We start from the raw sequence: 26,357 nt of genomic DNA, 5'->3' as shown, positions 1-26,357 counted from the left end.
AGAACAAAGGATGTCCAGTTTTCTTATGACTCATGCATAATCTTGTCTATGCTTACTACTATTGAATAGCTCAATATACTTTGTCGTAGCGTGTCTTTATGACAATAGATTGTGGGATGTATTCTCTCATGATAAATAGAAACCGATTTTTATTATCTGTTGTTTCAATCGTGGTGCTCTTGGGTTGGAACCATTCCTCTGTTGCAGAGGAGCCGCAGGATTCATTGGTTGTTACGGCAAGCCGTTTTAAACAGCCTGTATCCAGTATATTGGCTCCTTATACAGTTGTAACACGAGATGAAATTATTCGCTGGCAATCAAATAGTGTAGCCGATATTTTACGTCGTCTACCAGGTGTTGATATTGCGCGACATGGTGGTATGGGACAGTTAAGCTCTCTGTTTATTCGTGGCACTCAATCTAGTCATGTATTGGTACTAATGGATGGAATACGTTTGAATCAGGCTGGCATCAGTGGTTCCTCTGATTTAAGCCAAATACCTGTATCGTTGGTTCAGAAAATTGAATATATTCGTGGTCCACGTTCTGCTGTTTATGGCTCTGATGCGATTGGTGGTGTTATTAATATCATCACTAATAGGGAGAAATCAGGAATTAACCTTAACGTAGGTATCGGCTCACATGGTTATCAGACTTATGATGGTGCAATTCAGCAAGAGTTAGCTGAAAACACAGTGATGACAGCAGCAGCTAATTATACCTATACCGAAGGATACGATGTTGTTGCTGATGGTAATACCGGTGGTTTTAGACAGCCTGATCGTGACGGCTTTATGAGTAAAATGCTCTGGCTGGGAGTCGACCAAAAATTTAATGATCAATTCAGCGGATTTGCCCGTGCTTATGGTTATGATAATAAAACATCTTATGATGCGGATATTAATTGGGTTTATCGATATGCCAGACCAGATACTCGTGAACTTTATAGCCGTCATTATGATGCAGGGATTCGATTTAACCAAGGGATCTACTCATCCCAATTAATCGCAAGTTATAGTCATATAAAAGACTATAACTTTGATCCTAAATATGGGCGCTATGACAAATCTGCTAGTTTTGGTAATTCTGAACAATATAATCTGCAATGGGGGAATGCTTTTCAGCTATACCAAGGAATGGTAAGTACGGGTGTTGATTTCCAAAAACAGTCTATAGACGCGGGAACAAGTTATATTCCGACGGGGGAAACAGTACGTAATACAGGAATATATCTGACAGCACAGCAGCAATTAAATGATTTTATTCTGGAAGGTGCAATTCGTTCGGATAAACATTCAGAGGCTGGTTGGAATACAACGTGGCAAGCCAGTGCAGGCTGGGAGTTTATTGAAGGTTATCGTTTGATTGCTTCATATGGTACGGCATTTAAAGCGCCGACGCTGAGCCAGATGTATGGTTATGGTGGTAATCATGATTTAAAACCTGAAGAAAGTAAACAGTGGGAAGGTGGTATTGAAGGCATAACTGGTCTGCTGAACTGGCGTTTTGCTGCATATCGTAATGACATTGAACAATTGATCGATTATACAAATAGTCGCTACTACAATATTGGCAAAGCAGAAATTAAAGGTATTGAATGGACTGGTTCAGTGGATATTGGCATATTCCAACATCAATTGACATTGCAATATATTGAGCCACGTAATGGTGAAACTAATGAGATTTTAGTTCGCCGTGCGAAGCAGCAAGTGAAATATCAGCTTGACTGGCAGCTATATGATTTTGATTGGGGGTTAACTTATCAATATTTGGGGCAACGTCATGATAATGATTTCAGTACATCCCCGGCTAAACGTGTGAAATTAGGTGGAGTTAGTCTCTGGGATTTAACTGTTTCATATCCGGTCACTTCTTCTCTGACAATTCGTGGTAGAATAGCTAACCTGCTTGATAAAGATTATGAGACAGTTTATGGCTATCGCATTCCAGGACGTGAATACTACCTTACTGGGAGCTATAACTTCTGAGTTGATGAATAAAACTGTCCGCCCGACAGTTTTAGTGTTTGATTCTGGTGTAGGCGGCTTATCTGTTTACCAGGAGATCCGACAGCTATTGCCGGATCTTCATTATATATACGTTTTTGATAATGAAGCATTCCCTTATGGTGAAAAATCGGAAGAATTTATCATTGAACGAGTCGTTGAAATTGTTAGTGCTGTTCAGCAAAAACACCCTCTGGCAATAGTCGTTATTGCATGTAACACAGCAAGTACCGTCAGTTTGCCAGCTTTGCGCGAACGATTTCATTTCTCGGTAGTTGGTGTGGTTCCAGCAATAAAACCCGCAGCGAAGTTAACTTGTAATGGCATAGTTGGACTGTTGGCGACGAGAGCAACAGTTAACCGATCCTATACAAAAGAACTTATCGAAAGATTCGCGGCAGATTGTAGAATTGAATCTATAGGTTCCGCTGAGTTGGTAGAATTAGCTGAAGCTAAACTGCATGGTAATAAGGTATCTTCCGAAGCTTTAAAACAGATATTGAAACCTTGGCTCAAAATGAAAGAACCACCTGATACAGTGGTGTTGGGCTGTACTCATTTTCCACTATTGGCGGAAGAATTAATTCAGGTATTACCTGATGGCACACGTTTAATTGATTCCGGCGCTGCTATTGCCCGGAGAACAGCATGGTTGGTTAAGCATCAAGAAAACTTGGTTTGTACTTCAATAGATAGCCTTGCCTATTGTATGAAAATGAACGTTGATACTGATGCATTAATCCCCGTTTTGCAGGCATATGGATTCTCAAAACTGGAGCAATTGACGACTTAAGTTAAATTTGCCGAAATAATCGGCTGTCGTTAGCTTTTTTCAAAATAATTGTTGCCAGCGCCGAAGAACGCCCTATAATGCGCCACCACTGACCGACACAACGCTGAGAAACAGGGTGAGGTCAGGCAGGGAAAAGCAATAAGGGCTTGACTCTGCGGGCGGAAAGCGTAATATACGCAGCCCGGCTGACCGAGAATATTAATTTTTGATTTGGCCTGCTCTTTAACAATTAATCAGACAATCTGTGTGGGCACTCACAAGACGGTATCACAAAAAAATATGTTTTAAGTCTTGAAGAGTGAACAACAGTTAATTCATTACGAACTAACAGGACGATTCTTTGAGCATCAAACTTTAAATTGAAGAGTTTGATCATGGCTCAGATTGAACGCTGGCGGCAGGCCTAACACATGCAAGTCGAGCGGTAACAGGAAAGTGCTTGCACTTTTGCTGACGAGCGGCGGACGGGTGAGTAATGTCTGGGGATCTGCCCGAGGGCGGGGGATAACCACTGGAAACGGTGGCTAATACCGCATGATGTCGCGAGACCAAAGTGGGGGACCTGAAAGGGCCTCACGCCCTCGGATGAACCCAGATGGGATTAGCTAGTAGGTAGGGTAATGGCCTACCTAGGCGACGATCCCTAGCTGGTCTGAGAGGATGACCAGCCACACTGGGACTGAGACACGGCCCAGACTCCTACGGGAGGCAGCAGTGGGGAATATTGCACAATGGGCGCAAGCCTGATGCAGCCATGCCGCGTGTATGAAGCAGGCCTTCGGGTTGTAAAGTACTTTCAGCGGGGAGGAAGGGTTTGGCCTGAAGAGGGTTAAATTTTGACGTTACCCGCAGAAGAAGCACCGGCTAACTCCGTGCCAGCAGCCGCGGTAATACGGAGGGTGCAAGCGTTAATCGGAATGACTGGGCGTAAAGCGCACGCAGGCGGTCAATTAAGTTAGATGTGAAATCCCCGGGCTCAACCTGGGAATGGCATCTAAGACTGGTTGGCTAGAGTCTCGTAGAGGGGGGTAGAATTCCATGTGTAGCGGTGAAATGCGTAGAGATGTGGAGGAATACCGGTGGCGAAGGCGGCCCCCTGGACGAAGACTGACGCTCAGGTGCGAAAGCGTGGGGAGCAAACAGGATTAGATACCCTGGTAGTCCACGCTGTAAACGATGTCGATTTGGAGGTTGTGGCCTAGAGCTGTGGCTTCCGGAGCTAACGCGTTAAATCGACCGCCTGGGGAGTACGGCCGCAAGGTTAAAACTCAAATGAATTGACGGGGGCCCGCACAAGCGGTGGAGCATGTGGTTTAATTCGATGCAACGCGAAGAACCTTACCTACTCTTGACATCCAGAGAAGACCTCAGAGATGAGGTTGTGCCTTCGGGAGCTCTGAGACAGGTGCTGCATGGCTGTCGTCAGCTCGTGTTGTGAAATGTTGGGTTAAGTCCCGCAACGAGCGCAACCCTTATCCTTTGTTGCCAGCACGTTGAGGTGGGAACTCAAAGGAGACTGCCGGTGATAAACCGGAGGAAGGTGGGGATGACGTCAAGTCATCATGGCCCTGACGAGTAGGGCTACACACGTGCTACAATGGCGGATACAAAGTGAAGCGACCTCGCGAGAGCAAGCGGAACACACAAAGTCTGTCGTAGTCCGGATTGGAGTCTGCAACTCGACTCCATGAAGTCGGAATCGCTAGTAATCGTAGATCAGCATGCTACGGTGAATACGTTCCCGGGCCTTGTACACACCGCCCGTCACACCATGGGAGTGGGTGGCAAAAGAAGTCGGTAGCCTAACCGCGAGGGGGGCGCTGACCACTTTGTGATTCATGACTGGGGTGAAGTCGTAACAAGGTAACCGTAGGGGAACCTGCGGTTGGATCACCTCCTTACCTGAGATGCGTTGAGTGCAGTGCTCACACAGATTGTCTGATGAAAGAAGAGAATGACGTTATCGCGATAGGCTTGTAGCTCAGGTGGTTAGAGCGCACCCCTGATAAGGGTGAGGTCGGTGGTTCAAGTCCACTCAGGCCTACCAACTCTACTTATCCTAGGGTCTTCCAAACGCTGCGTGACTCATGTGCTCGCGCACACTGCGTTACTCGCGTTGAAATACCCGGCGGCTAAGCGAGTTGGTCAGATAGACGGTAATGGCATTTTTCTGTATGGGGCTATAGCTCAGCTGGGAGAGCGCCTGCCTTGCACGCAGGAGGTCAGCGGTTCGATCCCGCTTAGCTCCACCATATGAAACTAGTTCAGAGTATATTGGTGACAGTATGCTGCGAATTATTTTGCTCTTTAACAATCTGGAACAAGCTGAAAAATTGAAACTGTTGATAATATCACCGAGGTATTATTGACGAGTCTCTCAAGCTGCACAATCCGAGACAGTTTCGGGTTGTGAGGTTAAGCGAATAAGCGTACACGGTGGATGCCTAGGCAGTCAGAGGCGATGAAGGACGTGCTAATCTGCGAAAAGCGTCGGTGAGCTGATATGAAGCGTGATAAGCCGGCGATGTCCGAATGGGGAAACCCAGTGCACTGCGGTGCACTATCATTAACTGAATCCATAGGTTAATGAGGCGAACCGGGGGAACTGAAACATCTCAGTACCCCGAGGAAAAGAAATCAACCGAGATTCCCCCAGTAGCGGCGAGCGAACGGGGAGGAGCCCAGAACCAGCATCAGCCACCGTCTCAGAGGAACGGTCTGGAAAGGCCGGCGATAGCGGGTGATAGCCCCGTACTTGAAGTGGGGGTGGCTGTGAGTTCGACGAGTAAGGCGGGACACGAGAAAGCCTGTCTGAATATGGGGGGACCATCCTCCAAGGCTAAATACTCCTGACTGACCGATAGTGAACCAGTACCGTGAGGGAAAGGCGAAAAGAACCCCGGTGAGGGGAGTGAAAGAGACCCTGAAACCGTGTACGTACAAGCAGTGGGAGCCCCACCACCAAAGCGTTTCGCTTTGTGTGGTGCACAAAATGCGTAACGGCATCACTGATGCGCGGTTGGCGGAGCGGTAGCGACGCCCAACACAACAATCAAGCAGTGGAGCGTTTTGGGGTGGGGTGACTGCGTACCTTTTGTATAATGGGTCAGCGACTTATATTCTGTAGCAAGGTTAACCGGATAGGGGAGCCGCAGGGAAACCGAGTCTTAACTGGGCGAAATGAGTTGCAGGGTATAGACCCGAAACCCGGTGAGCTAGCCATGGGCAGGTTGAAGGTTGGGTAACACTAACTGGAGGACCGAACCGACTAATGTTGAAAAATTAGCGGATGACTTGTGGCTGGGGGTGAAAGGCCAATCAAACCGGGAGATAGCTGGTTCTCCCCGAAAGCTATTTAGGTAGCGCCTCGTGAGTTCATCTTCGGGGGTAGAGCACTGTTTCGGCTAGGGGGCCATCCCGGCTTACCAACCCGATGCAAACTGCGAATACCGAAGAATGGTATCACGGGAGACACACGGCGGGTGCTAACGTCCGTCGTGAAGAGGGAAACAACCCAGACCGCCAGCTAAGGTCCCAAAGTCATGGTTAAGTGGGAAACGATGTGGGAAGGCCCAGACAGCCAGGATGTTGGCTTAGAAGCAGCCATCATTGAAAGAAAGCGTAATAGCTCACTGGTCGAGTCGGCCTGCGCGGAAGATGTAACGGGGCTAAACCATGCACCGAAGCTGCGGCAGCGACACGTAAGTGTCGCTGGGTAGGGGAGCGTTCTGTAAGCCGTGGAAGGTGGCGCCGTGAGGCCTGCTGGAGGTATCAGAAGTGCGAATGCTGACATAAGTAACGATAAAGCGGGTGAAAAACCCGCTCGCCGGAAGACCAAGGGTTCCTGTCCAACGTTAATCGGGGCAGGGTGAGTCGACCCCTAAGGTGAGGCTGAAAAGCGTAGCTGATGGGAAACAGGTTAATATTCCTGTACTGAATGTGACTGCGAAGGGGGGACGGAGAAGGCTAGGCCATCCGGGCGACGGTTGTCCCGGTTTAAGCGGGTAGGTGGGAGGAGCAGGCAAATCCGCTCTTCTGTGAACACTGAGGCGTGATGACGAGCCGCTACGGCGGTGAAGTGGTTGATGCCCGGCTTCCAGGAAAAGCCTCTAAGCATCAGGTCATATTGAATCGTACCCCAAACCGACACAGGTGGTCAGGTAGAGAATACTCAGGCGCTTGAGAGAACTCGGGTGAAGGAACTAGGCAAAATGGTGCCGTAACTTCGGGAGAAGGCACGCTGGCATTAGGTGAAGGAGTTGACCTCTGGAGCTGAAGCCAGTCGCAGAGACCAGCTGGCTGCAACTGTTTATTAAAAACACAGCACTGTGCAAACACGAAAGTGGACGTATACGGTGTGACGCCTGCCCGGTGCTGGAAGGTTAATTGATGGGGTTAGCCGCAAGGCGACGCTCTTGATCGAAGCCCCAGTAAACGGCGGCCGTAACTATAACGGTCCTAAGGTAGCGAAATTCCTTGTCGGGTAAGTTCCGACCTGCACGAATGGCGTAATGATGGCCAGGCTGTCTCCACCCGAGACTCAGTGAAATTGAACTCGCTGTGAAGATGCAGTGTTCCCGCGGCAAGACGGAAAGACCCCGTGAACCTTTACTATAGCTTGACACTGAACATGGAGCCTTGATGTGTAGGATAGGTGGGAGGCTAGGAAGTGTGGACGCCAGTCTGCATGGAGCCGACCTTGAAATACCACCCTTGAATGTTCGATGTTCTCACTTGGGCCCGTGAACCGGGCTGAGGACAGTGTCTGGTGGGTAGTTTGACTGGGGCGGTCTCCTCCCAAAGAGTAACGGAGGAGCACGAAGGTTGGCTAATCACGGTCGGACATCGTGAGGTTAGTGCAAAGGCATAAGCTGGCTTGACTGCGAGAGTGACGGCTCGAGCAGGTACGAAAGTAGGTCTTAGTGATCCGGTGGTTCTGAATGGAAGGGCCATCGCTCAACGGATAAAAGGTACTCCGGGGATAACAGGCTGATACCGCCCAAGAGTTCATATCGACGGCGGTGTTTGGCACCTCGATGTCGGCTCATCACATCCTGGGGCTGAAGTGGGTCCCAAGGGTATGGCTGTTCGCCATTTAAAGTGGTACGCGAGCTGGGTTTAGAACGTCGTGAGACAGTTCGGTCCCTATCTGCCGTGGGCGTAGGAAGATTGAAAGGGGCTGCTCCTAGTACGAGAGGACCGGAGTGGACGCACCGCTGGTGTACGGGTTGTCATGCCAATGGCATAGCCCGGTAGCTAAGTGCGGGAGAGATAACCGCTGAAAGCATCTAAGCGGGAAACTTGCCTTGAGATGAGTCTTCCCTTGACTTGAGTCACGGAAGGAACGTTTAAGACGAAGACGTGGATAGGCTGGGTGTGTAAGTGCAGCGATGCATTGAGCTGACCAGTACTAATGAACCGAGCGGCTTAACCTTACAACGCCGAAGGTGTTTTGGTGTCAGAAGACAGTGGACAGCTGTCAGAAGAGAGATGAATTTCAGCTTGTTCAGAGATTGGTTCCGGTGGTTGCGGGAGAGAGCGTCGCAACGGTCGGAGTAAAACAGAATACGCCTGGCGGCGATAGCGCGGTGGTCCCACCTGACCCCATGCCGAACTCAGCAGTGAAACGCCGTAGCGCCGATGGTAGTGTGGGGTCTCCCCATGCGAGAGTAGGACACTGCCAGGCTTGAATAAAGCGTTATGCCGTGTGTGATGATGAGACAGGGTGTAAAAGTAGAGAGTAGGACAACCCCGTTAGGAACAGGGTTGGATATCGCAAGCGCGATGTTCCGAAGGGCGAACACAAGTTGTTCGTGAACTGCCAGCTATATTTCAGGGTCTTACATCGATAGTGACCGTGAAACACTCTTGCTGATATGGCTCAGTTGGTAGAGCACACCCTTGGTAAGGGTGAGGTCCCCAGTTCGAATCTGGGTATCAGCACCATTATGAAATGTATAAAGAATTCGTCTGGCGGCGATAGCGCGGTGGTCCCACCTGACCCCATGCCGAACTCAGCAGTGAAACGCCGTAGCGCCGATGGTAGTGTGGGGCCTCCCCATGCGAGAGTAGGGAACTGCCAGACTTTATTTGAAGATGAAAAGGCCATCCTGTTGGATGGCCTTTTTGCATTTAGCGAAAAAACTAACTTAACTTTCCAACTGTTTTCTACGCCTATAGGCTGATAAACTACTTATTAAATTTTTGTTGAGTATTAAGTAAATGCTTTCCCTTAAAAAGTTTAATGCTTTTGGGTTATCAGCCCACGCTAAACATTTAGATATAGCTGAATCTACCGAATCTTTATTGGCTTTATGGCAAGAAGCTAAAAAACAAAAACAACCTGTATTGTTGCTTGGTGGAGGTAGTAATGTCTTATTTACTGAGGATTTTGAAGGAACTGTGATCCTGAATAGAATCATGGGGATTCAATGTCAGGAAACTGATAATTCATGGCGTTTACATGTAGGAGCAGGAGAAAATTGGCACGATTTAGTTTGCTATTCTCTTGAAAATCGGATTTATGGGTTAGAAAATTTGGCCTTAATTCCAGGTTGTGCTGGTGCGGCACCAATTCAAAATATTGGGGCGTATGGTATTGAATTTAGAGATGTATGTGAATACGTAGATATTCTTAATCTGGAAAATGGAGAAAGAATGCGCCTTAGTGCTGATGAATGCCAGTTTGGATATCGGGATAGTGTTTTCAAGCATAAATATAGAGAGAACTATTCTGTTACCTCTGTGGGGCTATTGTTAAAAAAGAATTGGCAACCGATATTGAACTATGGAGATTTAACTAAGTTATCGAAAGGTAGTGTAACTCCTCATCAGATCTTCAGTTTAGTGTGTGCAATGCGTACTAGTAAACTACCTAATCCTGCAATAGCGGGAAATGCAGGTAGTTTTTTTAAGAATCCAATCGTTAGTGCAGAAATTGCAGCCACAATTAAAGAAAACTATCCTGATAGCCCTCAATATTCTCATATTGATGGAACGTTTAAATTAGCAGCAGGTTGGCTTATTGAACAGTGTAATTTGAAAGGCTATCGTATTGGTGGGGCAGCTGTGCACTTTAAGCAAGCTTTGGTATTAATAAATCAAGAAAATGCTACAGGTAAAGATGTAATCGCATTGGCTACCTATATTCGACAACAAGTGATAAGAAAGTTTGGTGTATTACTTGAACCTGAAGTTCGCTTTATTGGAACTAAAGGCGAAATTGATGCTGTGGAATGTATTTCATGAAAGATATAACTGTACCATTGCAATTGATTAAAATTTTGTCTGATGGCGAAGTTCATTCAGGGCAGCAACTGGGGCAAAACTTAGGGATGAGCCGGGCTGGAATTAATAAGCATATACAGGCTATTCGTGAATGGGGAATTAAGCTGGAAACAGTACCTGGTAAAGGTTATAGTTTTCTAGCTCCTGTGCAGTTACTTGATGAATATACTATTTTACAATATTTACCTGAGGGCCGTATCGCAGTTTTGCCAGTTATTGATTCGACTAATCAGTACCTACTTGAGCGTTTATCTGAACTGAAATCAGGAGATGCTTGTGTTGCTGAATATCAATATGCTGGTAGAGGTCGACGTGGTCGAAAATGGGTTTCGCCTTTTGGAAAGAATCTTTACTTATCTATGTACTGGCGTCTTGAGCAAGGGCCTGCTGCTGCAATCGGATTGAGTCTAGTTGTTGGTATTATTATTGCTGAAGTATTACACCGATTAGGTGCTGATAGAATTAAAGTAAAATGGCCAAATGATTTATATCTTGATGATAAGAAATTAGCAGGGATCTTAGTCGAATTGATGGGAAAAACCGGTGATGCTGCCCAGGTTGTGATTGGTGCTGGTATAAATATTGCTATGGATCATAAGGATAAAGAATCTATTAATCAACAATGGATTAACTTGCAGCAGGCAGGGATTGAAGTTGATCGTAATAAGCTGGTAGTGGAGATAGTCCTTGAGTTAAGAAAGGCTTTGATTCAGTTTGAAAATGAAGGTCTGTCTTCATTTGTTTCTCGGTGGTTCGAGTTAGATAATTTTATGGATAGACCGGTGAAATTGATTATTGGCAATCAGGAAGTGTATGGTATAGCTAAAGGTATTAACCAGCAAGGAGCTTTGTTACTTGATCAAGATGGTGCTATCACTCCATATATTGGCGGTGAGATTTCTTTGAGAGGTTGTTAGTAATAACCGGAAGAGAGATATCTTCCGGCTTTAAAATCACCTATTATTTACGCAGTCTTACGCTTTCAATAGTGTGATTAGTGCCTTTCGTCATGATTAGACTTGCTCGTTCTCGGGTTGGTAAAATGTTTTGTTGTAAGTTTAATCCATTAATTTCTTGCCAGATGTCAGATGCGGTATTTATAGCTTCTTCCTCTGATAACTTAGAGTAACTGTGGAAATAAGAATCTGGATCTGAAAAAGCACCCTGACGGAATTTCAGGAACCGACTGATATACCAGCTCTTAAGTAATTTTTCTGGTGCATCGACATAGATGGAAAAGTCGACAAAGTCGGAGACAAATACATGATGTGGATCATGAGGGTAATCCATACCACTTTGTAATACATTCAAACCTTCTAAAATCAAAATATCTGGTTGTTCAATGGTTTTTTTTTCATTTGGTACGATGTCATAGATAAGATGAGAATAAACGGGTGCAGATATCTGTTTAGAACCTGATTTAATATCAGACACAAATTTCACTAGGCTGTGCATATCATATGATTGCGGGAACCCTTTCTTTTTCATCAATCCACGTTCATTCAGTACGTTGTTAGAATGCAGGAAACCATCTGTAGTGATTAGTTCTACGCTTCTGTGTTCAGGCCAACGACTTAGCAGCGCTTGCAATAGGCGTGCAGTAGTGCTTTTACCAACGGCAACACTGCCAGCAATACCTATGATATAAGGGACTTTTTGTCCATCAGTACCCAAAAATTGTTCAAGTACGGCTTGGCGTCGTAAATTTGAACTGATATAAAAATTGAGTAAACGAGATAAAGGAAGATAAATTTCAATAACTTCTTCTAAAGAAATTTCTTCATTAATCCCTTTTAAATCAATTAATTCTTCTTTCGTTAATGTTAGTGGAACTGAATCACGCAAGGTAGCCCATTGTTTACGATTGAATTGCAAATATGGAGTAGCCAAAAAAGGTTCTTTTTTATTCATAAACTAACATCTGCCTGTTCGGACAGGTTGTAATAAGCAATCTGTACCCGACAAAAAATAAATTGCATCATATCGATTGAAGGGCAACAGGCGTAGACTTTTTTATATTTTTAGCGGTTTTTTTTGATAAGAAATGCAGAATCGTAAAAAAATTAAGTTGTTTTACTGAATGTTAGCTTGGATTTTTCTTTCATAATGATGGAAATTTAACTGAAGAGAATGAAGTGATTTATCAAGTTCTATAGAATATTGTGATCAAGTCATATAGTTATATACCCGTGCTCATTGAAACTGCTTGATTTTCGCCCAAATGAGGTTCAGGGTATCCGTCATGAAAATATTCATTACCGATGAACAAAAAGCCGAACTTGAACACCTCCATCACATCTGCCATGATAAGAGGGAGTATGATCGCATCAAAGCGGTTCTTCTGGCCTCTGAGGGCTGGAGTTCTGTCATGATCGCTCAGGCCCTGCGCCTGCATGAAACGACCGTTAATCGTCATATCAGCGATTACCTTAATCACCGCAAACTGAAGCCCGAAAATGGCGGCTCTCAGAGCCACCTCAGCGAAACACAGACGCAGGAACTTATCGCTTATCTGACCGCAAATCTTCTGCCCACCACACAGGCGGTTATCCGCCTTGTCAAAGAAGCGTGGGATATCCGTTACACCGTTCCCGGCATGAATAAATGGCTGCATCACAAGGGATTCAGTTATAAAAAGCCGACCGGCGTGCCACACAAGTTCAACGCGGAACAGCAGCGGGCCTTTATAGAAACCTACGGGAAACTCAAGCAGGAAGCCGGAGACCATGAGCCCATCCTGTTCATTGATGGCGTCCATCCCACGCAGGGGACGAAACTGGCTTATGGCTGGATGCGTAAAGGCCAGAAAACCGCGGTGAAAACCACGGGAAGCCGTCCCCGTCTGAACCTGATGGGGGCCCTTAATCTGGCCGATATCAGTAAAACGGTAGTACGCGAGTATGACTGTATCGACAGTTATCACATCGCCGAATTTTTCATTGCCCTGCGTGAAACCTATCCGGTCAGTCAGAAAGTTCATATTATCCTTGACGGAGCCGGTTATCACCAGAGTGAGTTGGTGAAAGACTGGGCTTATGTGATGAATATCGAGCTTCATTACTTACCGCCCTACAGCCCGAATCTGAACCCGATAGAAAGGCTGTGGAAAGTGATGAATGAACAAGTCAGAAATAATCGTTACTTCGCCTCGGCGGCTTTGTTCAGGCAGGCGATACATCACTTTTTTACGGAAATATTACCGGAACTTGCCGGGAACCTGTCGTGCCGTATTAATGACAACTTCCAGGTTCTGAATCCTGCATCTTCAAGTTAAGCGGGTATAGATAATTTTTCGTTGATTATTTGAGCTGAAATTATTGAAAAAATCAGCAAGCCAGGCAAGGGCGGACGTTTTATAATCGAATGATCAGCAAAAGCAATTTTTTTGTTGCATAGAGCGCTCACACTGCCTAGAATGCGCAGCACTTGATGCCGGCATAGCTCAGTTGGTAGAGCAACTGACTTGTAATCAGTAGGTCCCGAGTTCGACTCTTGGTGCCGGCACCATTAAAAATTTGGATAAGGTGGGGTTCCCGAGCGGCCAAAGGGAGCAGACTGTAAATCTGCCGTCACAGACTTCGAAGGTTCGAATCCTTCCCCCACCACCAAACAATCGGATTTAATCTTGAGTGTTATGCTCGATTTGATTGCTCAAAGCAAAGCACATTGAGATACAATGTACAGCTGATTGAAGTCAGGTAGCCGAGTTCAATGCGGGCATCGTATAATGGCTATTACCTCAGCCTTCCAAGCTGATGATGCGGGTTCGATTCCCGCTGCCCGCTCCAAGATGTGCTGATATAGCTCAGTTGGTAGAGCACACCCTTGGTAAGGGTGAGGTCGGCAGTTCGAATCTGCCTATCAGCACCACCTCTTTAATGTCCTTGCCTCCTGGTTTTCTTCCTGTAAGCGATTCAACAAGCAATTGCTGGTTGATGTGGTGAAACCGCCGATTCCGTGTCTTAGAGGGACAATCTAATGTCTAAAGAAAAGTTTGAACGTACAAAACCGCACGTTAACGTTGGTACTATCGGCCACGTTGACCATGGTAAAACTACCCTGACTGCTGCAATTACTACTGTATTGGCAAAAAAATACGGTGGTAACGCTCGTGCATTCGACCAGATCGATAACGCACCAGAAGAAAAAGCGCGTGGTATCACCATTTCTACTTCTCACGTAGAATACGATACCCCAAGCCGTCACTATGCACACGTTGACTGCCCAGGCCACGCTGACTATGTAAAAAATATGATCACCGGTGCGGCTCAGATGGACGGCGCGATCCTGGTAGTTGCGGCGACTGATGGTCCAATGCCACAGACTCGTGAGCACATCCTGTTAGGTCGTCAGGTAGGCGTTCCTTACATCATCGTATTCCTGAACAAATGTGACATGGTAGACGACGAAGAGCTGCTGGAACTGGTTGAGATGGAAGTGCGTGAGCTGCTGTCTCAGTACGATTTCCCAGGCGATGATACCCCAGTTATCCGTGGTTCTGCGCTGAAAGCACTGGAAGGTGAGGCAGAGTGGGAAGATAAAATCCTTGAGCTGGCCGAAGCGCTGGACAGCTACATCCCAGAACCAGAGCGTGCAGTTGACCAGCCATTCCTGCTGCCAATCGAAGACGTATTCTCTATCTCAGGCCGTGGTACCGTGGTGACCGGTCGTGTGGAGCGCGGTATCGTTAAAGTGGGTGAAGAAGTTGAGATCGTGGGTATCAAAGATACGGCGAAGACCACTTGTACGGGTGTAGAAATGTTCCGCAAACTGCTGGACGAAGGTCGTGCAGGTGAGAACGTTGGTGTTCTGCTGCGAGGTACAAAACGTGACGAAATCGAACGTGGCCAGGTACTGGCAAAACCCGGTTCAATCAAGCCACACACCACATTTGAATCAGAAGTTTATATTCTGAGCAAAGATGAAGGTGGCCGTCATACGCCATTCTTCAAAGGCTACCGTCCACAGTTCTACTTCCGTACAACTGACGTGACAGGAACCATTGAACTGCCAGAAGGCGTAGAAATGGTAATGCCAGGTGATAACATTCAGATGAAAGTGACCCTGATTGCGCCAATCGCAATGGATCAAGGTCTGCGTTTCGCTATCCGTGAAGGTGGCCGTACAGTGGGTGCTGGTGTTGTTGCTAAAGTTGTTGCTTAATTGCTAATAATTATGATTCTAGAGTAGGTTCATATACTGGCTTGGCTTGTTCTAGAGCTATCGAAGATAGACACCTGATATACTATATCAGGTGTTTGATATTTAAGGCTTTATATAATTTTTCCTTGGTTGTAGATTTCTACATTGCCCTCTAAACTATCTTTTGGTGTAGTCAAATGCCTTCTTGTGCTGGCAGCAGCTATCTTATTCATCCGTTCTGTTAGTTCCATTTATAGTAGATACATCATCTGTCATCGAGCACACGCCAGAGATAGTATACAGTTTTCTCGCATGGGTCAGACTCAGGTAAGTTGCGCTCTTTCTTTTAAATTAAATGCAAGTAAGTGATATTTGATGTCTATATCTGTTTGTTTTTATTATAAAATTCTGATATAGGAATGAGGTGCAATCGAAGAAATTGGAACGAATAATTAAATACAAACGATTATTGAAATAATACTCATTATTATTTACTATGGACTATAATATGTACCAAAGAGTGCTATTTATGTATGTATGTCTATGTAATGCGGTGAGTGATAAAACAATACGTAATGCGGTGCGTCAGCATCACATTCACTCTATCAGAGAGCTAAAATGTATTGTCCCTTTAGGCCGTGATTGTGGGAAATGCATACGTCGAGTCAGAGAGCTAATTAATGAGGAAATCGCCCAATTGCCTAAGATAGATAAAGTTGCTTGATAAAAAATAAGACAAGTTTACTACTACTCTGCTGAAGAAGTACTACACTTTAAGTACTGGAAGCGGAGAGGTATACTATGAAAGGTGATAAAAAAATCATTGCTTATTTAAATAAACTTCTTGGAAACGAGCTTGTCGCAATTAATCAGTATTTCCTGCATGCTCGGATGTTCAAAAATTGGGGGCTAACCCGCCTGAATGAGAAGGAATATCATGAATCTATCGATGAGATGAAGCACGCCGATAGGTACATTGAACGTATTCTTTTTCTTGAAGGAGTTCCTAATTTGCAAGATCTGGGGAAACTTAACATCGGAGAAGATATTGAAGAAATGCTCACATCTGATTTGCATCTCGAATTGCAAGGAGCTCACGATTTGAGAGAAGCGATTGCTTATGCTGATTCAATTCATGACTATGTCAGCCGTGATTTGATGATAGATATCTTAGATGCAGAAGAAGGGCACATTGATTGGTTAGAAACCCAACTTGAATTAATTGAACGAATGGGAATTCAAAATTATACCCAAGCACAAATTCTTGAAGGAGAATAGTCGCGATTAATGCCCTATTTATGCAGTTGGGGCATTTTTTGTTTGTCTGCATTTTAATTTCCTTATCAACCTGAGTTCTGGTTAAGCCGTCACTAATATGTCCATTTCTGAGTGGGAGATATTCAGTGACGGCTTGTTCTCTTTGAAACAATAAGCGATTAGCCCTCCTAACACATTCAACATGAATCCCTGTAGACTACGGTGTCGTGAGTGCTCTATCTGAGAAATATTCTTTAACTGATCATGGATGGTTTCTATGATGAAACGCTTTGATAACATCACCTTATCCCACACTGAGAGCGCTTTGGCCTTCATGTTACTGCGCGTATCCGTTATCAATGTCACCCCTGTCGCGTTTAAATCATCAAACAGAGTCTGACTGATATATCCCTTGTCGCCGTAAAGCGTTCCTGTTAATCCCGTTGCTAACTCACGGACAGGCTCCCGATCATCGACATTACCCGGAGTGAGTTTGGCTGACACAATTTCTCCTTGATGATTGACTATCAGATGCAGCTTAAAACCGAAAAACCATCCCATTGACCCTTTTCCTCGTTTCGCTATGCCGTCAAACACCTTATGGCGAGGGATACGAATGTTATGACAAACACGAATACTTGTGGAATCGACAAAAGCGAGCCCCGTGGGTTTCCCTTTCACCTGCGTCAAATAGCTACAAAGCGGTCCTAAAACTGAGGAAACGACGCCTAAGAACCGGGTATAGCTGAGCAGGGTGGGAAAGTCTTGTTGATGGTATCGTCGGACTAATCCAAAGTAAAAATTTTTGAAATCGCGATAATGTGACATATGAAAAGCAATCACAATGGTCATAATCTCGCTGGCACTCATACGGCCATGACGTTTGCGCTGACGATGACCTTCCTCAATATACTGTTGTTCCCAGAGTGGAATGAATACACGGCAAAAATCATCGACATCGCAGAAGAGTTCAACTAATTTATCCATGCCTGTTCCTGATAAGATCACTTTTTTCTTGGTCGGAAATTTTGATCTTGGAACAGGCACTTAGTTCCATTTTTTTATCCAGAGTTCAGGTTTATCAGCACAAATTCTCATCTGTATCTTGCTTTGCTAATTGATTTGCGTATAATACATAGACCTATTTATTCTGTAGGTCTGGTTTGTCAATCAGTGAATGTGTAGTGGCTTCGTTTACTACCATTTAAAATACTCCCGATATGGGGGTTATACATTGAACGATTACACTCTCCCATCAATCGAAATGGGGATGAGGAGTAATTATTTACGTTTATAAAATAGTTGGAGCTCTGGTCTCATGCAGAACCAAAGAATCCGTATCCGCCTGAAAGCATTTGATCATCGTTTGATCGATCAATCAACTGCGGAAATTGTCGAGACCGCTAAGCGTACTGGTGCGCAGGTTCGTGGTCCGATCCCGCTGCCGACTCGTAAAGAGCGTTTTACCGTTCTGATTTCTCCGCATGTTAATAAAGATGCGCGTGATCAGTACGAAATTCGCACTCATAAGCGTCTGGTTGACATCGTTGAGCCAACTGAGAAAACCGTTGATGCTCTGATGCGTCTGGATCTGGCTGCCGGTGTAGACGTGCAGATCAGCCTGGGTTAATCAGGTCATTGAACGATTGAGAGGTTGAAACAATGATTGGTTTAGTCGGTAAAAAAGTGGGTATGACTCGCATCTTCACTGAAGATGGCGTTTCAATCCCTGTAACTGTTATCGAAATTGAAAATAACCGCGTTACTCAGGTTAAGGACTTGAATAATGATGGTTATCGCGCAATTCAGGTTACTACTGGTAGTAAAAAAGCTAGCCGTGTAAACAAACCTGAAGCGGGACATTTTGCTAAAGCTGGTGTTGAAGCTGGCCGTATCCTACGTGAATTCCGTCTATCTGAAGGCGAAGAATATGCTGTAGGTCAAAGCATTAGCGTTGAGATTTTTGCTGACGTTAAGAAAGTCGACGTTACTGGTACATCTAAAGGTAAAGGTTTTGCTGGCACTGTTAAGCGCTGGAACTTCCGTACCCAAGATGCTAGCCACGGTAACTCTTTGTCTCACCGTGTCCCTGGTTCTATTGGTCAGAACCAAACGCCGGGCAAGGTATTTAAAGGCAAGAAAATGGCAGGCCAACTGGGTAATGAACGTGTAACCGTTCAAAGTCTGGATGTAGTACGTGTTGACGCTGAGCGCAACCTGCTGCTGGTCAAAGGTGCTGTTCCAGGTGCAACTGGTAGCAACCTGATTGTAAAACCGGCTGTCAAGGCGTAACGTCGAGGAGATAGGAATGGAATTGGTAATGAAAGACGCGCAAGGCGCGCTGACTGTTTCCGAAACTACCTTCGGGCGTGATTTTAATGAAGCGCTTGTGCATCAAGTAGTTGTTGCTTATGCAGCTGGTGCACGTCAAGGTACTCGTGCTCAGAAAACCCGTGCTGAAGTTTCTGGTTCAGGTAAAAAGCCATGGCGTCAGAAAGGCACTGGTCGTGCACGCTCTGGTTCTATTAAGAGCCCAATTTGGCGCTCTGGTGGTGTAACTTTTGCAGCTAAGCCACAGGACCACAGTCAAAAAGTTAATAAAAAAATGTACCGTGGTGCTCTGAAAAGCATCCTGTCTGAGCTGGTACGTCAAGATCGTTTAATCGTTGTCGAGAAGTTCTCTGTAGAAGCTCCTAAGACTAAGCTTCTGGTTCAGAAACTGAAAGAAATGTCTCTGGAAGATGTGCTGATTATCACTGGTGAAGTTGATGAGAATTTATTCTTGGCAGCTCGCAATCTGTACAAGGTTGATGTCCGTGATGTGGCTGGTATCGATCCAGTTAGTTTGATCGCCTTCGATAAAGTGGTTATGACTGCTGATGCTGTGAAGCAAGTTGAGGAGATGCTGGCATGATCCGTGAAGAACGTCTGCTGAAAGTACTGCGCGCGCCGCACGTATCTGAAAAAGCTTCTACAGCGATGGAAAAAAGCAATACCATCGTTCTCAAAGTTGCGAAAGACGCGACTAAAGCAGAAATCAAAGTTGCTGTTCAGAAATTATTTGAAGTTGAAGTTGAAGGTGTTAACACTTTGCTGGTTAAAGGCAAAACTAAACGCCACGGTCAGCGTATTGGTCGTCGTAGCGACTGGAAAAAAGCTTACGTCACTTTAAAGGAAGGCCAGAATATGGACTTCATTGGTGGCGCAGAGTAAGTCGGAGGAGTAAAGACAATGGCAATTGTTAAATGTAAACCTACGTCTCCGGGCCGTCGCCACGTTGTTAAGGTGGTTAACCCTGAGCTGCATAAGGGCAAACCTTATGCTCCATTGCTGGAAAAAAACAGCAAAACCGGTGGTCGTAATAACAATGGTCGTATTACCACTCGTCACATTGGTGGTGGCCACAAACAACATTATCGTTTGATTGATTTCAAACGTAATAAAGATGGTATTCCTGCTGTAGTTGAGCGTTTGGAATATGATCCAAACCGTTCAGCAAACATCGCTCTGGTTCTGTATAAAGACGGTGAGCGTCGTTATATTCTCGCTCCTAAAGGTTTGAAAGCTGGTGATCAAATCCAATCTGGTGCTGACGCGGCTATCAAAGCTGGTAACGCATTGCCAATGCGCAATATCCCAGTTGGTTCTACTGTACATAACGTAGAAATGAAACCGGGTAAAGGTGGTCAGTTGGCTCGTTCAGCTGGTGCATATGTTCAGATCGTTGCTCGTGATGGTTCTTATGTGACCCTGCGTCTGCGTTCTGGTGAAATGCGTAAAGTTCTGTCTGACTGTCGTGCTACTTTAGGTGAAGTTGGTAATGCAGAACACATGTTACGCGTTCTGGGTAAAGCTGGTGCAAGTCGCTGGCGTGGTATTCGTCCTACCGTTCGTGGTACGGCGATGAACCCAGTAGATCACCCACATGGTGGTGGTGAAGGTCGTAACTTTGGTAAACATCCTGTAACTCCTTGGGGTGTTCAGACTAAAGGTAAGAAGACCCGTAGTAATAAACGTACTGATCAGTTCATCGTACGTCGCCGTACTAAAAAATAATTAGAGGATAAGCCATGCCACGTTCTCTCAAGAAAGGTCCATTTATTGACCTGCACTTGCTGAAGAAGGTAGAGAAAGCGGTGGAAAGCGGAGACAAAAAGCCTATTAAGACTTGGTCCCGTCGTTCAACGATCTTTCCTAACATGATCGGTTTGACCATCGCTGTCCATAATGGTCGTCAGCATGTACCAGTTTTTGTTTCCGACGAAATGGTTGGTCATAAACTAGGTGAATTCGCACCGACCCGTACTTATCGCGGCCATGCGGCCGATAAAAAGGCTAAAAAGCGTTAAGGTAGGAGGAAGAGATGGAAACTATCGCTAAACATCGCCACGCTCGTTCTTCTGCTCAGAAGGTTCGCCTTGTGGCTGACCTGATTCGCGGTAAGAAAGTGTCGCAAGCTCTGGAAACTCTGACCTATACCAATAAGAAAGCTGCTGGTTTAGTGAAGAAAGTACTTGAGTCTGCTATTGCTAATGCAGAACACAACGATGGGGCTGACATTGATGATCTGAAAGTCACGAAGATTTTCGTAGACGAAGGCCCGACCATGAAGCGTATTATGCCTCGTGCAAAAGGTCGTGCAGATCGCATCCTGAAGCGCAGCAGCCACATTACTGTGGTTGTGTCCGATCGCTGAGACTCTGGAGACTAGCAATGGGTCAGAAAGTACATCCTAATGGTATTCGCCTGGGTATTGTCAAACCTTGGAACTCTACCTGGTATGCGAATACCAAAGAATTCGCTGATAACCTGGACAGCGATTTTAAAGTGCGCCAATACTTGAATAAAGAATTGGCAAAAGCGTCTATTTCACGCATTGTTATTGAACGTCCTGCTAAAAGCATTCGTGTAACTATTCACACTGCTCGCCCAGGTATCGTAATCGGTAAGAAAGGTGAAGACGTAGAAAAATTGCGTAAAACAGTAGCGGAAATCGCTGGTGTTCCTGCGCAAATTAATATCTCTGAAGTTCGTAAGCCTGAATTGGACGCAAAACTGGTTGCTGATAGTATCACTTCACAGTTGGAACGTCGTGTTATGTTCCGTCGTGCTATGAAGCGTGCAGTCCAGAACGCAATGCGTTTAGGTGCTAAAGGCATTAAAGTGGAAGTAAGTGGCCGCTTGGGTGGTGCCGAAATCGCGCGTACTGAATGGTATCGTGAAGGTCGTGTACCGTTGCACACATTGCGAGCAGACATCGATTATAACACTTCAGAAGCACACACCACTTATGGGGTGCTCGGCGTTAAGGTATGGATCTTCAAAGGTGAGATCTTGGGTGGTATGGCTGCTGTTGAACAGGCGGAAAAACCGGCTGCTCAACCTAAAAAGCAGCAGCGTAAAGGCCGCAAGTAAGGAGAGTCGCTGATGTTACAACCAAAGCGTACGAAATTCCGTAAAGTGCACAAAGGCCGTAACCGTGGTCTGGCAGCAGGTGCGGATGTTAGCTTCGGCACTTTCGGTCTGAAAGCTGTGGGCCGTGGTCGTCTGACGGCTCGTCAGATTGAAGCGGCACGTCGTGCTATGACTCGTGCAATTAAACGTCAAGGTAAAATCTGGATTCGTGTGTTTCCAGATAAACCAATCACTGAAAAGCCACTCGAAGTACGTATGGGTAAAGGTAAAGGTAACGTAGAATATTGGGTTGCCTTGATCCAGCCTGGTAAAGTCCTTTATGAAATGGACGGTGTGCCTGAAGAGCTGGCTCGTGAAGCATTCAAGCTGGCAGCAGCGAAACTGCCTATCAAAACCACCTTTGTAACTAAGACGGTGATGTAATGAAAGCACAAGAGCTGCGCGAAAAAAGCGTTGAAGAGCTGAACACTGAGCTGCTGAACCTGCTGCGTGAACAATTTAACCTGCGTATGCAGGCAGCGAGTGGCCAGCTACAACAGTCTCACCTGTTGAAACAAGTGCGTCGTGATATCGCACGCGTTAAGACTTTACTGACTGAGAAGGCGGGTGCGTAATGACCGATAAAATCCGTACTCTGCAAGGTCGTGTTGTTAGTGACAAAATGGAGAAATCTATTGTTGTTGCTATTGAGCGTAAGGTGAAGCATCCTCTATATGGTAAATTCATTAAACGTACGACTAAACTGCACGTACATGACGAGAGCAATGAATGTGGAATAGGTGATGTGGTGGAAATCCGCGAAACCCGTCCATTGTCCAAAACTAAATCTTGGACCTTAGTTCGCGTTGTAGAGAAAGCGATTCTGTAAGCTGACTCGAATAGAGTAAACGGCTCAGGCAATGAGCCGTTTATTTTTTCTATCCATATCTGATATGTGGTGTTATAATGCCGCGCCCTTATGATATGGGGTATCTGAATGGCCTCTTTAATAGTGAAGTAGGCTCAGTAGTAGTTGACATTTAGCGGAGCACTAAAATGATCCAAGAACAGACTATGCTGAACGTGGCCGACAACTCCGGTGCACGTCGCGTAATGTGTATCAAGGTTCTGGGTGGCTCGCACCGTCGCTACGCACACGTCGGCGACATCATTAAAATCACCATCAAGGAAGCAATTCCTCGTGGTAAAGTGAAAAAAGGTGATGTCCTGAAAGCGGTAGTGGTGCGCACCAAGAAGGGTGTTCGTCGCCCTGACGGTTCTGTCATTCGCTTCGATGGCAATGCTTGCGTGTTGTTAAACAACACGAGTGAGCAAGTTATCGGTACGCGTATTTTTGGGCCGGTAACTCGTGAACTTCGTAATGAGAAGTTCATGAAAATTATCTCCCTGGCACCAGAAGTACTCTAAGGAGCGGACAATGGCAGCGAAAATCCGTCGTGATGACGAAGTTATCGTGCTGACTGGCAAAGATAAAGGTAAGCGCGGTAAAGTAAAACAGGTTCTTTCTACTGGAAAGGTCATTGTTGAAGGTATTAACTTGGTTAAAAAACATCAGAAGCCTGTTCCGGCTCTGAATCAGCCGGGTGGCATCGTTGAAAAAGAAGCTGCAATTCAAGTTTCAAACGTTGCAATCTTCAATGCGATAACCGGTAAGGCTGACCGTGTAGGTTTTAGATTTGAAGACGGTAAAAAAGTTCGTTTCTTCAAATCTAATAGTGAAACTATCAAGTAATTTGGAGTAATGCGATGGCGAAACTGCATGATTACTACAAAGACGAGGTAGTCCAAAAACTGATGACTCAGTTTGACTACAATTCTGTCATGCAAGTCCCTAGGGTCGAGAAGATCACCCTGAACATGGGTGTTGGTGAAGCGATTGCTGATAAAAAACTGCTGGACAATGCAGCAGCAGATTTGGCTGCAATCTCTGGTCAAAAACCATTTATCACCAAAGCACGCAAGTCAGTTGCAGGCTTCAAAATCCGTCAGGGCTATCCGATCGGCTGTAAAGTTACCCTGCGTGGTGAACGTATGTGGGAGTTTCTTGAGCGCCTGATTTCTATTGCTGTACCTCGTATTCGTGACTTCCGTGGTTTATCTGCTAAGTCATTTGATGGTCGTGGTAATTACAGCATGGGTGTCCGTGAGCAAATCATCTTCCCTGAAATCGATTACGATAAAGTGGATCGTGTGCGTGGTTTAGATATTACTATCACCACAACTGCGAAATCTGATGATGAAGGCCGCGCACTGTTGGCTGCTTTTAACTTCCCGTTCCGCAAGTAAGGCAGGGTATTCATGGCTAAGCAATCAATGAAAGCACGTGATGTAAAACGTGTGAAATTGGCTGAGAAATTCTTTACTAAGCGTGTAGAATTGAAGGCTATTATTTCTGATGTGAATGCATCTGATGAAGAGCGTTGGAATGCTGTTCTTAAGCTGCAAACGCTGCCACGTGATTCCAGCCCTTCTCGTCAGCGTAACCGCTGTCGCCAAACTGGGCGTCCGCATGCATTTTTGCGGAAGTTTGGGTTGAGCCGTATTAAAGTCCGTGAAGCCGCTATGCGCGGTGAAATTCCGGGCCTTAAAAAGGCTAGCTGGTAATTGTCACCAATTGAATCACGGGAGTAAAGACAGATGAGCATGCAAGATCCCATCGCGGATATGCTGACCCGTATCCGTAACGGTCAGGCCGCGAATAAAGTTGCGGTCACCATGCCTTCCTCTAAGCTGAAAGTGGCAATTGCCAAAGTGCTGAAGGAAGAAGGCTATATTGAAGATTACAAAATCGAAGGCGACACCAAGCCGGAATTGGAATTAGTATTGAAGTACTTCCAAGGTAAAGCTGTTGTAGAAAGTATTCAGCGCGTAAGCCGCCCAAGTCTGCGCATCTATAAGAAAAAAGATGAGCTGCCACAAGTTATGGCGGGTTTAGGTATTGCTGTTATTTCTACCTCTAAAGGTGTAATGACTGATCGTGCAGCTCGCCAAGCTGGTCTTGGTGGCGAGATTCTCTGCTACGTAGCTTAATTCGGGAGGAAAGAATGTCTCGTGTTGCAAAAGCACCCGTCGTCATTCCTGCCGGCGTAGAGGTAAAACTCAGTGGTCAGGTTATTTCGATTAAGGGTAAAAACGGCGAGTTGAGTCGTACAATCCACAATGCAGTTGAAGTTAAGCATGCAGATAACCAACTGACCTTCGCTCCACGCGATGGTTATGTAGATGGTTGGGCACAGGCGGGTACTACTCGTTCTTTGCTGAATGCTATGGTTATTGGTGTTACCGAAGGCTTCACTAAGAAGCTTCAACTGGTAGGTGTTGGTTATCGTGCAGCAGTCAAGGGCAATGTTGTTAATTTGTCTCTGGGCTTCTCACATCCAGTTGACCACGAACTGCCAGCAGGCATTACTGCAGAATGTCCGTCACAAACTGAAATCGTACTGAAAGGTGCTGATAAGCAGGTAATCGGTCAGGTTGCGGCAGAACTGCGTGCCTATCGTCGTCCTGAGCCTTATAAAGGTAAGGGTGTTCGTTACGCCGACGAAGTCGTGCGTATCAAAGAGGCTAAGAAGAAGTAAGGTAACACTATGGATAAGAAAGCAGCTCGTATCCGTCGTGCGACCCGCGCACGCCGCAAACTCCAGGAACTGGGTGCGACTCGCCTGGTGGTACATCGTACCCCTCGCCATATTTATGCGCAGGTTATCGCACCAAACGGTTCTGAAACTTTGGTGGCAGCTTCTACTACAGAAAAAGCTATCAATGAGCAATTGAAATACACTGGAAATAAAGAAGCAGCAGCAGCAGTTGGTAAAGCAATTGCTGAACGTGCACTGGAAAAAGGTATCAAAGATGTATCCTTTGACCGTTCTGGTTTCCAATATCATGGTCGAGTCCAGGCACTGGCAGATGCTGCCCGTGAAGCTGGCCTTCAGTTCTAAGGTAGAGGTGTAAGATGGCTCACATCGAGAAACAAGCTGGCGAACTGCAGGAAAAGCTGATCGCGGTAAACCGCGTATCTAAAACCGTAAAAGGTGGCCGGATTTTCAGCTTTACCGCACTGACTGTTGTAGGTGATGGTAATGGTCGCGTTGGTTTTGGCTATGGCAAAGCACGCGAAGTTCCGGCAGCAATCCAGAAAGCGATGGAAAAAGCCCGTCGCAATATGAAAACCGTCGCACTGAACAGCGGCACTTTGCATCATCCAGTGAAAGGTGCACACACCGGTTCCCGCGTGTTCATGCAGCCTGCTCATGAAGGTACTGGTATCATTGCCGGTGGTGCTATGCGTGCTGTTTTGGAAGTAGCTGGTGTTCGTAACGTACTGGCTAAAACCTATGGTTCCACTAACCCAATCAATGTGGTTCGTGCAACCCTGGATGCTTTAGACAGCATGAAGTCTCCAGAAATGGTCGCAGCTAAGCGTGGTAAATCCGTCGAAGAAATTCTGGGGTAAT

The 26,357-nt window shown here is 45.8% G+C and carries 29 protein-coding genes, 7 tRNA genes and 4 rRNA genes; 38 read left to right on the top strand and 2 right to left on the bottom strand.

All coding sequences use genetic code 11. From position 1 onward, the window contains the following. The first annotated feature begins 128 nt into the window (after positions 1-128). The 11 genes from btuB (at position 129) to birA (ending at position 11,003) form a co-directional block, all read left to right on the top strand. Positions 129-1,988, top strand: a complete 1,860-nt coding sequence (gene btuB, locus BDD30_RS11515; protein ID WP_015836294.1) for a TonB-dependent vitamin B12 receptor BtuB — start codon at positions 129-131, stop codon at positions 1,986-1,988. Beyond that, the gene (murI, locus tag BDD30_RS11510; protein WP_041382585.1) at positions 1,933-2,799 is read left to right on the top strand and encodes a glutamate racemase; all 867 of its coding nucleotides are present in this window, start codon (positions 1,933-1,935) and stop codon (positions 2,797-2,799) included. The genes btuB and murI overlap by 56 nt, the downstream gene beginning before the upstream one ends. 356 nt (positions 2,800-3,155) lie before the next feature. Beyond that, positions 3,156-4,700, top strand: a 16S ribosomal RNA gene (locus tag BDD30_RS11505). Positions 4,701-4,769: 69 nt separating this feature from the next. Then, positions 4,770-4,846, top strand: a tRNA-Ile gene (locus BDD30_RS11500). A 129-nt stretch (positions 4,847-4,975) separates the two neighbouring features. Next, positions 4,976-5,051 (top strand) — tRNA-Ala (locus tag BDD30_RS11495). A gap of 161 nt (positions 5,052-5,212) precedes the next feature. Next, positions 5,213-8,234: ribosomal RNA gene (locus BDD30_RS11490) — 23S ribosomal RNA — on the top strand. Positions 8,235-8,369: 135 nt separating this feature from the next. After that, positions 8,370-8,485: ribosomal RNA gene (rrf, locus tag BDD30_RS11485) — 5S ribosomal RNA — on the top strand. Positions 8,486-8,669: 184 nt separating this feature from the next. Continuing rightward, a tRNA-Thr gene (locus BDD30_RS11480) sits at positions 8,670-8,745 on the top strand. Between the two features lie 23 nt (positions 8,746-8,768). Further along, positions 8,769-8,884: ribosomal RNA gene (gene rrf / locus BDD30_RS11475) — 5S ribosomal RNA — on the top strand. The 16S, 23S and 5S rRNA genes sit together here with 3 tRNA genes alongside, the layout of an rRNA operon. Before the next feature lie 137 nt (positions 8,885-9,021). Continuing rightward, on the top strand, positions 9,022-10,047 hold the full coding sequence (gene murB / locus BDD30_RS11470) for a UDP-N-acetylmuramate dehydrogenase (RefSeq protein WP_015836292.1): 1,026 nt from the start codon (positions 9,022-9,024) through the stop codon (positions 10,045-10,047). Next, positions 10,044-11,003: a bifunctional biotin--[acetyl-CoA-carboxylase] ligase/biotin operon repressor BirA gene (birA, locus tag BDD30_RS11465; protein WP_015836291.1), complete on the top strand. Its 960-nt coding sequence runs from the start codon at positions 10,044-10,046 to the stop codon at positions 11,001-11,003. Before murB ends, birA begins: the two co-directional genes overlap by 4 nt. A 43-nt stretch (positions 11,004-11,046) precedes the next feature. Here birA and coaA read toward each other — a convergent pair whose 3' ends face one another. Continuing rightward, on the bottom strand, positions 11,047-11,997 hold the full coding sequence (coaA, locus tag BDD30_RS11460) for a type I pantothenate kinase (RefSeq protein WP_015836290.1): 951 nt from the start codon (positions 11,995-11,997) through the stop codon (positions 11,047-11,049). Between the two features lie 331 nt (positions 11,998-12,328). On the opposite strand from coaA, the gene BDD30_RS11455 reads away from it, so the two are divergent. The 8 genes from BDD30_RS11455 to bfr all read left to right on the top strand — a co-directional run bounded on the left by BDD30_RS11455 (position 12,329) and on the right by bfr (position 16,506). Continuing rightward, positions 12,329-13,360, top strand: a complete 1,032-nt coding sequence (locus BDD30_RS11455) for an IS630 family transposase (RefSeq protein ID WP_041382583.1) — start codon at positions 12,329-12,331, stop codon at positions 13,358-13,360. Positions 13,361-13,517: 157 nt separating this feature from the next. Beyond that, positions 13,518-13,593 (top strand) — tRNA-Thr (locus BDD30_RS11450). 16 nt (positions 13,594-13,609) lie between these two features. After that, a tRNA-Tyr gene (locus BDD30_RS11445) sits at positions 13,610-13,694 on the top strand. Between the two features lie 105 nt (positions 13,695-13,799). After that, positions 13,800-13,874: transfer RNA gene (locus tag BDD30_RS11440), tRNA-Gly, on the top strand. A gap of 6 nt (positions 13,875-13,880) precedes the next feature. After that, positions 13,881-13,956, top strand: a tRNA-Thr gene (locus BDD30_RS11435). Between the two features lie 108 nt (positions 13,957-14,064). Continuing rightward, positions 14,065-15,249 (top strand): elongation factor Tu, encoded by a 1,185-nt coding sequence (gene tuf / locus BDD30_RS11430; protein WP_015836288.1) that lies wholly within the window; start codon positions 14,065-14,067, stop codon positions 15,247-15,249. 508 nt (positions 15,250-15,757) lie between these two features. Beyond that, positions 15,758-15,952 (top strand): bacterioferritin-associated ferredoxin, encoded by a 195-nt coding sequence (gene bfd, locus BDD30_RS11425; protein ID WP_071823803.1) that lies wholly within the window; start codon positions 15,758-15,760, stop codon positions 15,950-15,952. A gap of 77 nt (positions 15,953-16,029) precedes the next feature. Then, entirely contained in the window at positions 16,030-16,506 is a 477-nt protein-coding gene (bfr, locus tag BDD30_RS11420; RefSeq protein ID WP_015836285.1) for a bacterioferritin, read from the top strand. 81 nt (positions 16,507-16,587) lie between these two features. Here the strand turns inward: bfr and BDD30_RS11415 are convergent, their stop codons facing one another. Continuing rightward, a complete protein-coding gene (locus BDD30_RS11415; RefSeq protein WP_041382581.1) occupies positions 16,588-17,472 on the bottom strand; it encodes an IS982 family transposase in 885 nt (294 codons plus the stop codon). A 331-nt stretch (positions 17,473-17,803) separates the two neighbouring features. On the opposite strand from BDD30_RS11415, the gene rpsJ reads away from it, so the two are divergent. From rpsJ to rpsE, 19 genes are all read left to right on the top strand, one after another. Continuing rightward, positions 17,804-18,115, top strand: a complete 312-nt coding sequence (gene rpsJ / locus BDD30_RS11410) for a 30S ribosomal protein S10 (RefSeq protein WP_001181005.1) — start codon at positions 17,804-17,806, stop codon at positions 18,113-18,115. Between the two features lie 32 nt (positions 18,116-18,147). Continuing rightward, a complete protein-coding gene (gene rplC, locus BDD30_RS11405; protein WP_015836283.1) occupies positions 18,148-18,777 on the top strand; it encodes a 50S ribosomal protein L3 in 630 nt (209 codons plus the stop codon). Positions 18,778-18,793: 16 nt separating this feature from the next. Beyond that, positions 18,794-19,399 carry a 50S ribosomal protein L4 gene (rplD, locus tag BDD30_RS11400; RefSeq protein ID WP_015836282.1) on the top strand — a complete coding sequence of 202 codons (606 nt, stop codon included), beginning with the start codon at positions 18,794-18,796 and terminating at the stop codon, positions 19,397-19,399. Beyond that, a complete protein-coding gene (gene rplW, locus BDD30_RS11395) occupies positions 19,396-19,698 on the top strand; it encodes a 50S ribosomal protein L23 (RefSeq protein ID WP_015836281.1) in 303 nt (100 codons plus the stop codon). Before rplD ends, rplW begins: the two co-directional genes overlap by 4 nt. An 18-nt stretch (positions 19,699-19,716) precedes the next feature. After that, positions 19,717-20,541, top strand: coding sequence for a 50S ribosomal protein L2 (gene rplB, locus BDD30_RS11390; RefSeq protein WP_015836280.1), 825 nt, complete (start codon positions 19,717-19,719; stop codon positions 20,539-20,541). 14 nt (positions 20,542-20,555) lie between these two features. Further along, complete coding sequence (rpsS, locus tag BDD30_RS11385; protein WP_011148791.1) at positions 20,556-20,834, top strand: 30S ribosomal protein S19; 279 nt, start codon at positions 20,556-20,558, stop codon at positions 20,832-20,834. 14 nt (positions 20,835-20,848) lie between these two features. Further along, positions 20,849-21,181 (top strand): 50S ribosomal protein L22, encoded by a 333-nt coding sequence (gene rplV, locus BDD30_RS11380; protein WP_011148790.1) that lies wholly within the window; start codon positions 20,849-20,851, stop codon positions 21,179-21,181. A gap of 17 nt (positions 21,182-21,198) precedes the next feature. Then, a complete protein-coding gene (rpsC, locus tag BDD30_RS11375) occupies positions 21,199-21,900 on the top strand; it encodes a 30S ribosomal protein S3 (protein WP_015836279.1) in 702 nt (233 codons plus the stop codon). Positions 21,901-21,912: 12 nt separating this feature from the next. Then, positions 21,913-22,323, top strand: coding sequence for a 50S ribosomal protein L16 (gene rplP, locus BDD30_RS11370; RefSeq protein WP_012990491.1), 411 nt, complete (start codon positions 21,913-21,915; stop codon positions 22,321-22,323). Continuing rightward, positions 22,323-22,514, top strand: coding sequence for a 50S ribosomal protein L29 (gene rpmC / locus BDD30_RS11365; protein WP_021322794.1), 192 nt, complete (start codon positions 22,323-22,325; stop codon positions 22,512-22,514). The genes rplP and rpmC overlap by 1 nt, the downstream gene beginning before the upstream one ends. After that, entirely contained in the window at positions 22,514-22,768 is a 255-nt protein-coding gene (gene rpsQ / locus BDD30_RS11360; protein WP_015836278.1) for a 30S ribosomal protein S17, read from the top strand. The genes rpmC and rpsQ overlap by 1 nt, the downstream gene beginning before the upstream one ends. 167 nt (positions 22,769-22,935) lie before the next feature. Further along, positions 22,936-23,307: a 50S ribosomal protein L14 gene (gene rplN, locus BDD30_RS11355; RefSeq protein ID WP_015836277.1), complete on the top strand. Its 372-nt coding sequence runs from the start codon at positions 22,936-22,938 to the stop codon at positions 23,305-23,307. A gap of 10 nt (positions 23,308-23,317) precedes the next feature. Beyond that, entirely contained in the window at positions 23,318-23,632 is a 315-nt protein-coding gene (gene rplX / locus BDD30_RS11350) for a 50S ribosomal protein L24 (protein WP_015836276.1), read from the top strand. 14 nt (positions 23,633-23,646) lie between these two features. Then, the gene (gene rplE / locus BDD30_RS11345) at positions 23,647-24,186 is read left to right on the top strand and encodes a 50S ribosomal protein L5 (RefSeq protein WP_015836275.1); all 540 of its coding nucleotides are present in this window, start codon (positions 23,647-23,649) and stop codon (positions 24,184-24,186) included. A gap of 12 nt (positions 24,187-24,198) precedes the next feature. After that, a complete protein-coding gene (gene rpsN, locus BDD30_RS11340) occupies positions 24,199-24,504 on the top strand; it encodes a 30S ribosomal protein S14 (protein ID WP_015836274.1) in 306 nt (101 codons plus the stop codon). Between the two features lie 33 nt (positions 24,505-24,537). Continuing rightward, on the top strand, positions 24,538-24,930 hold the full coding sequence (rpsH, locus tag BDD30_RS11335; protein ID WP_041382572.1) for a 30S ribosomal protein S8: 393 nt from the start codon (positions 24,538-24,540) through the stop codon (positions 24,928-24,930). A gap of 14 nt (positions 24,931-24,944) precedes the next feature. Beyond that, entirely contained in the window at positions 24,945-25,478 is a 534-nt protein-coding gene (gene rplF, locus BDD30_RS11330) for a 50S ribosomal protein L6 (RefSeq protein WP_015836272.1), read from the top strand. Positions 25,479-25,487: 9 nt separating this feature from the next. Next, positions 25,488-25,841: a 50S ribosomal protein L18 gene (gene rplR, locus BDD30_RS11325; RefSeq protein WP_011148779.1), complete on the top strand. Its 354-nt coding sequence runs from the start codon at positions 25,488-25,490 to the stop codon at positions 25,839-25,841. A 14-nt stretch (positions 25,842-25,855) separates the two neighbouring features. Further along, a complete protein-coding gene (rpsE, locus tag BDD30_RS11320; protein ID WP_015836271.1) occupies positions 25,856-26,356 on the top strand; it encodes a 30S ribosomal protein S5 in 501 nt (166 codons plus the stop codon). Position 26,357 lies beyond the last annotated feature (1 nt).

The sequence above is a fragment of the Photorhabdus asymbiotica genome, assembly GCF_003634575.1.
GTDB classification, from domain to species: domain Bacteria; phylum Pseudomonadota; class Gammaproteobacteria; order Enterobacterales; family Enterobacteriaceae; genus Photorhabdus; species Photorhabdus asymbiotica.
Note: the sequence above shows the minus strand (reverse complement) of the source record. Positions and strands in the feature narration are given on the sequence as shown.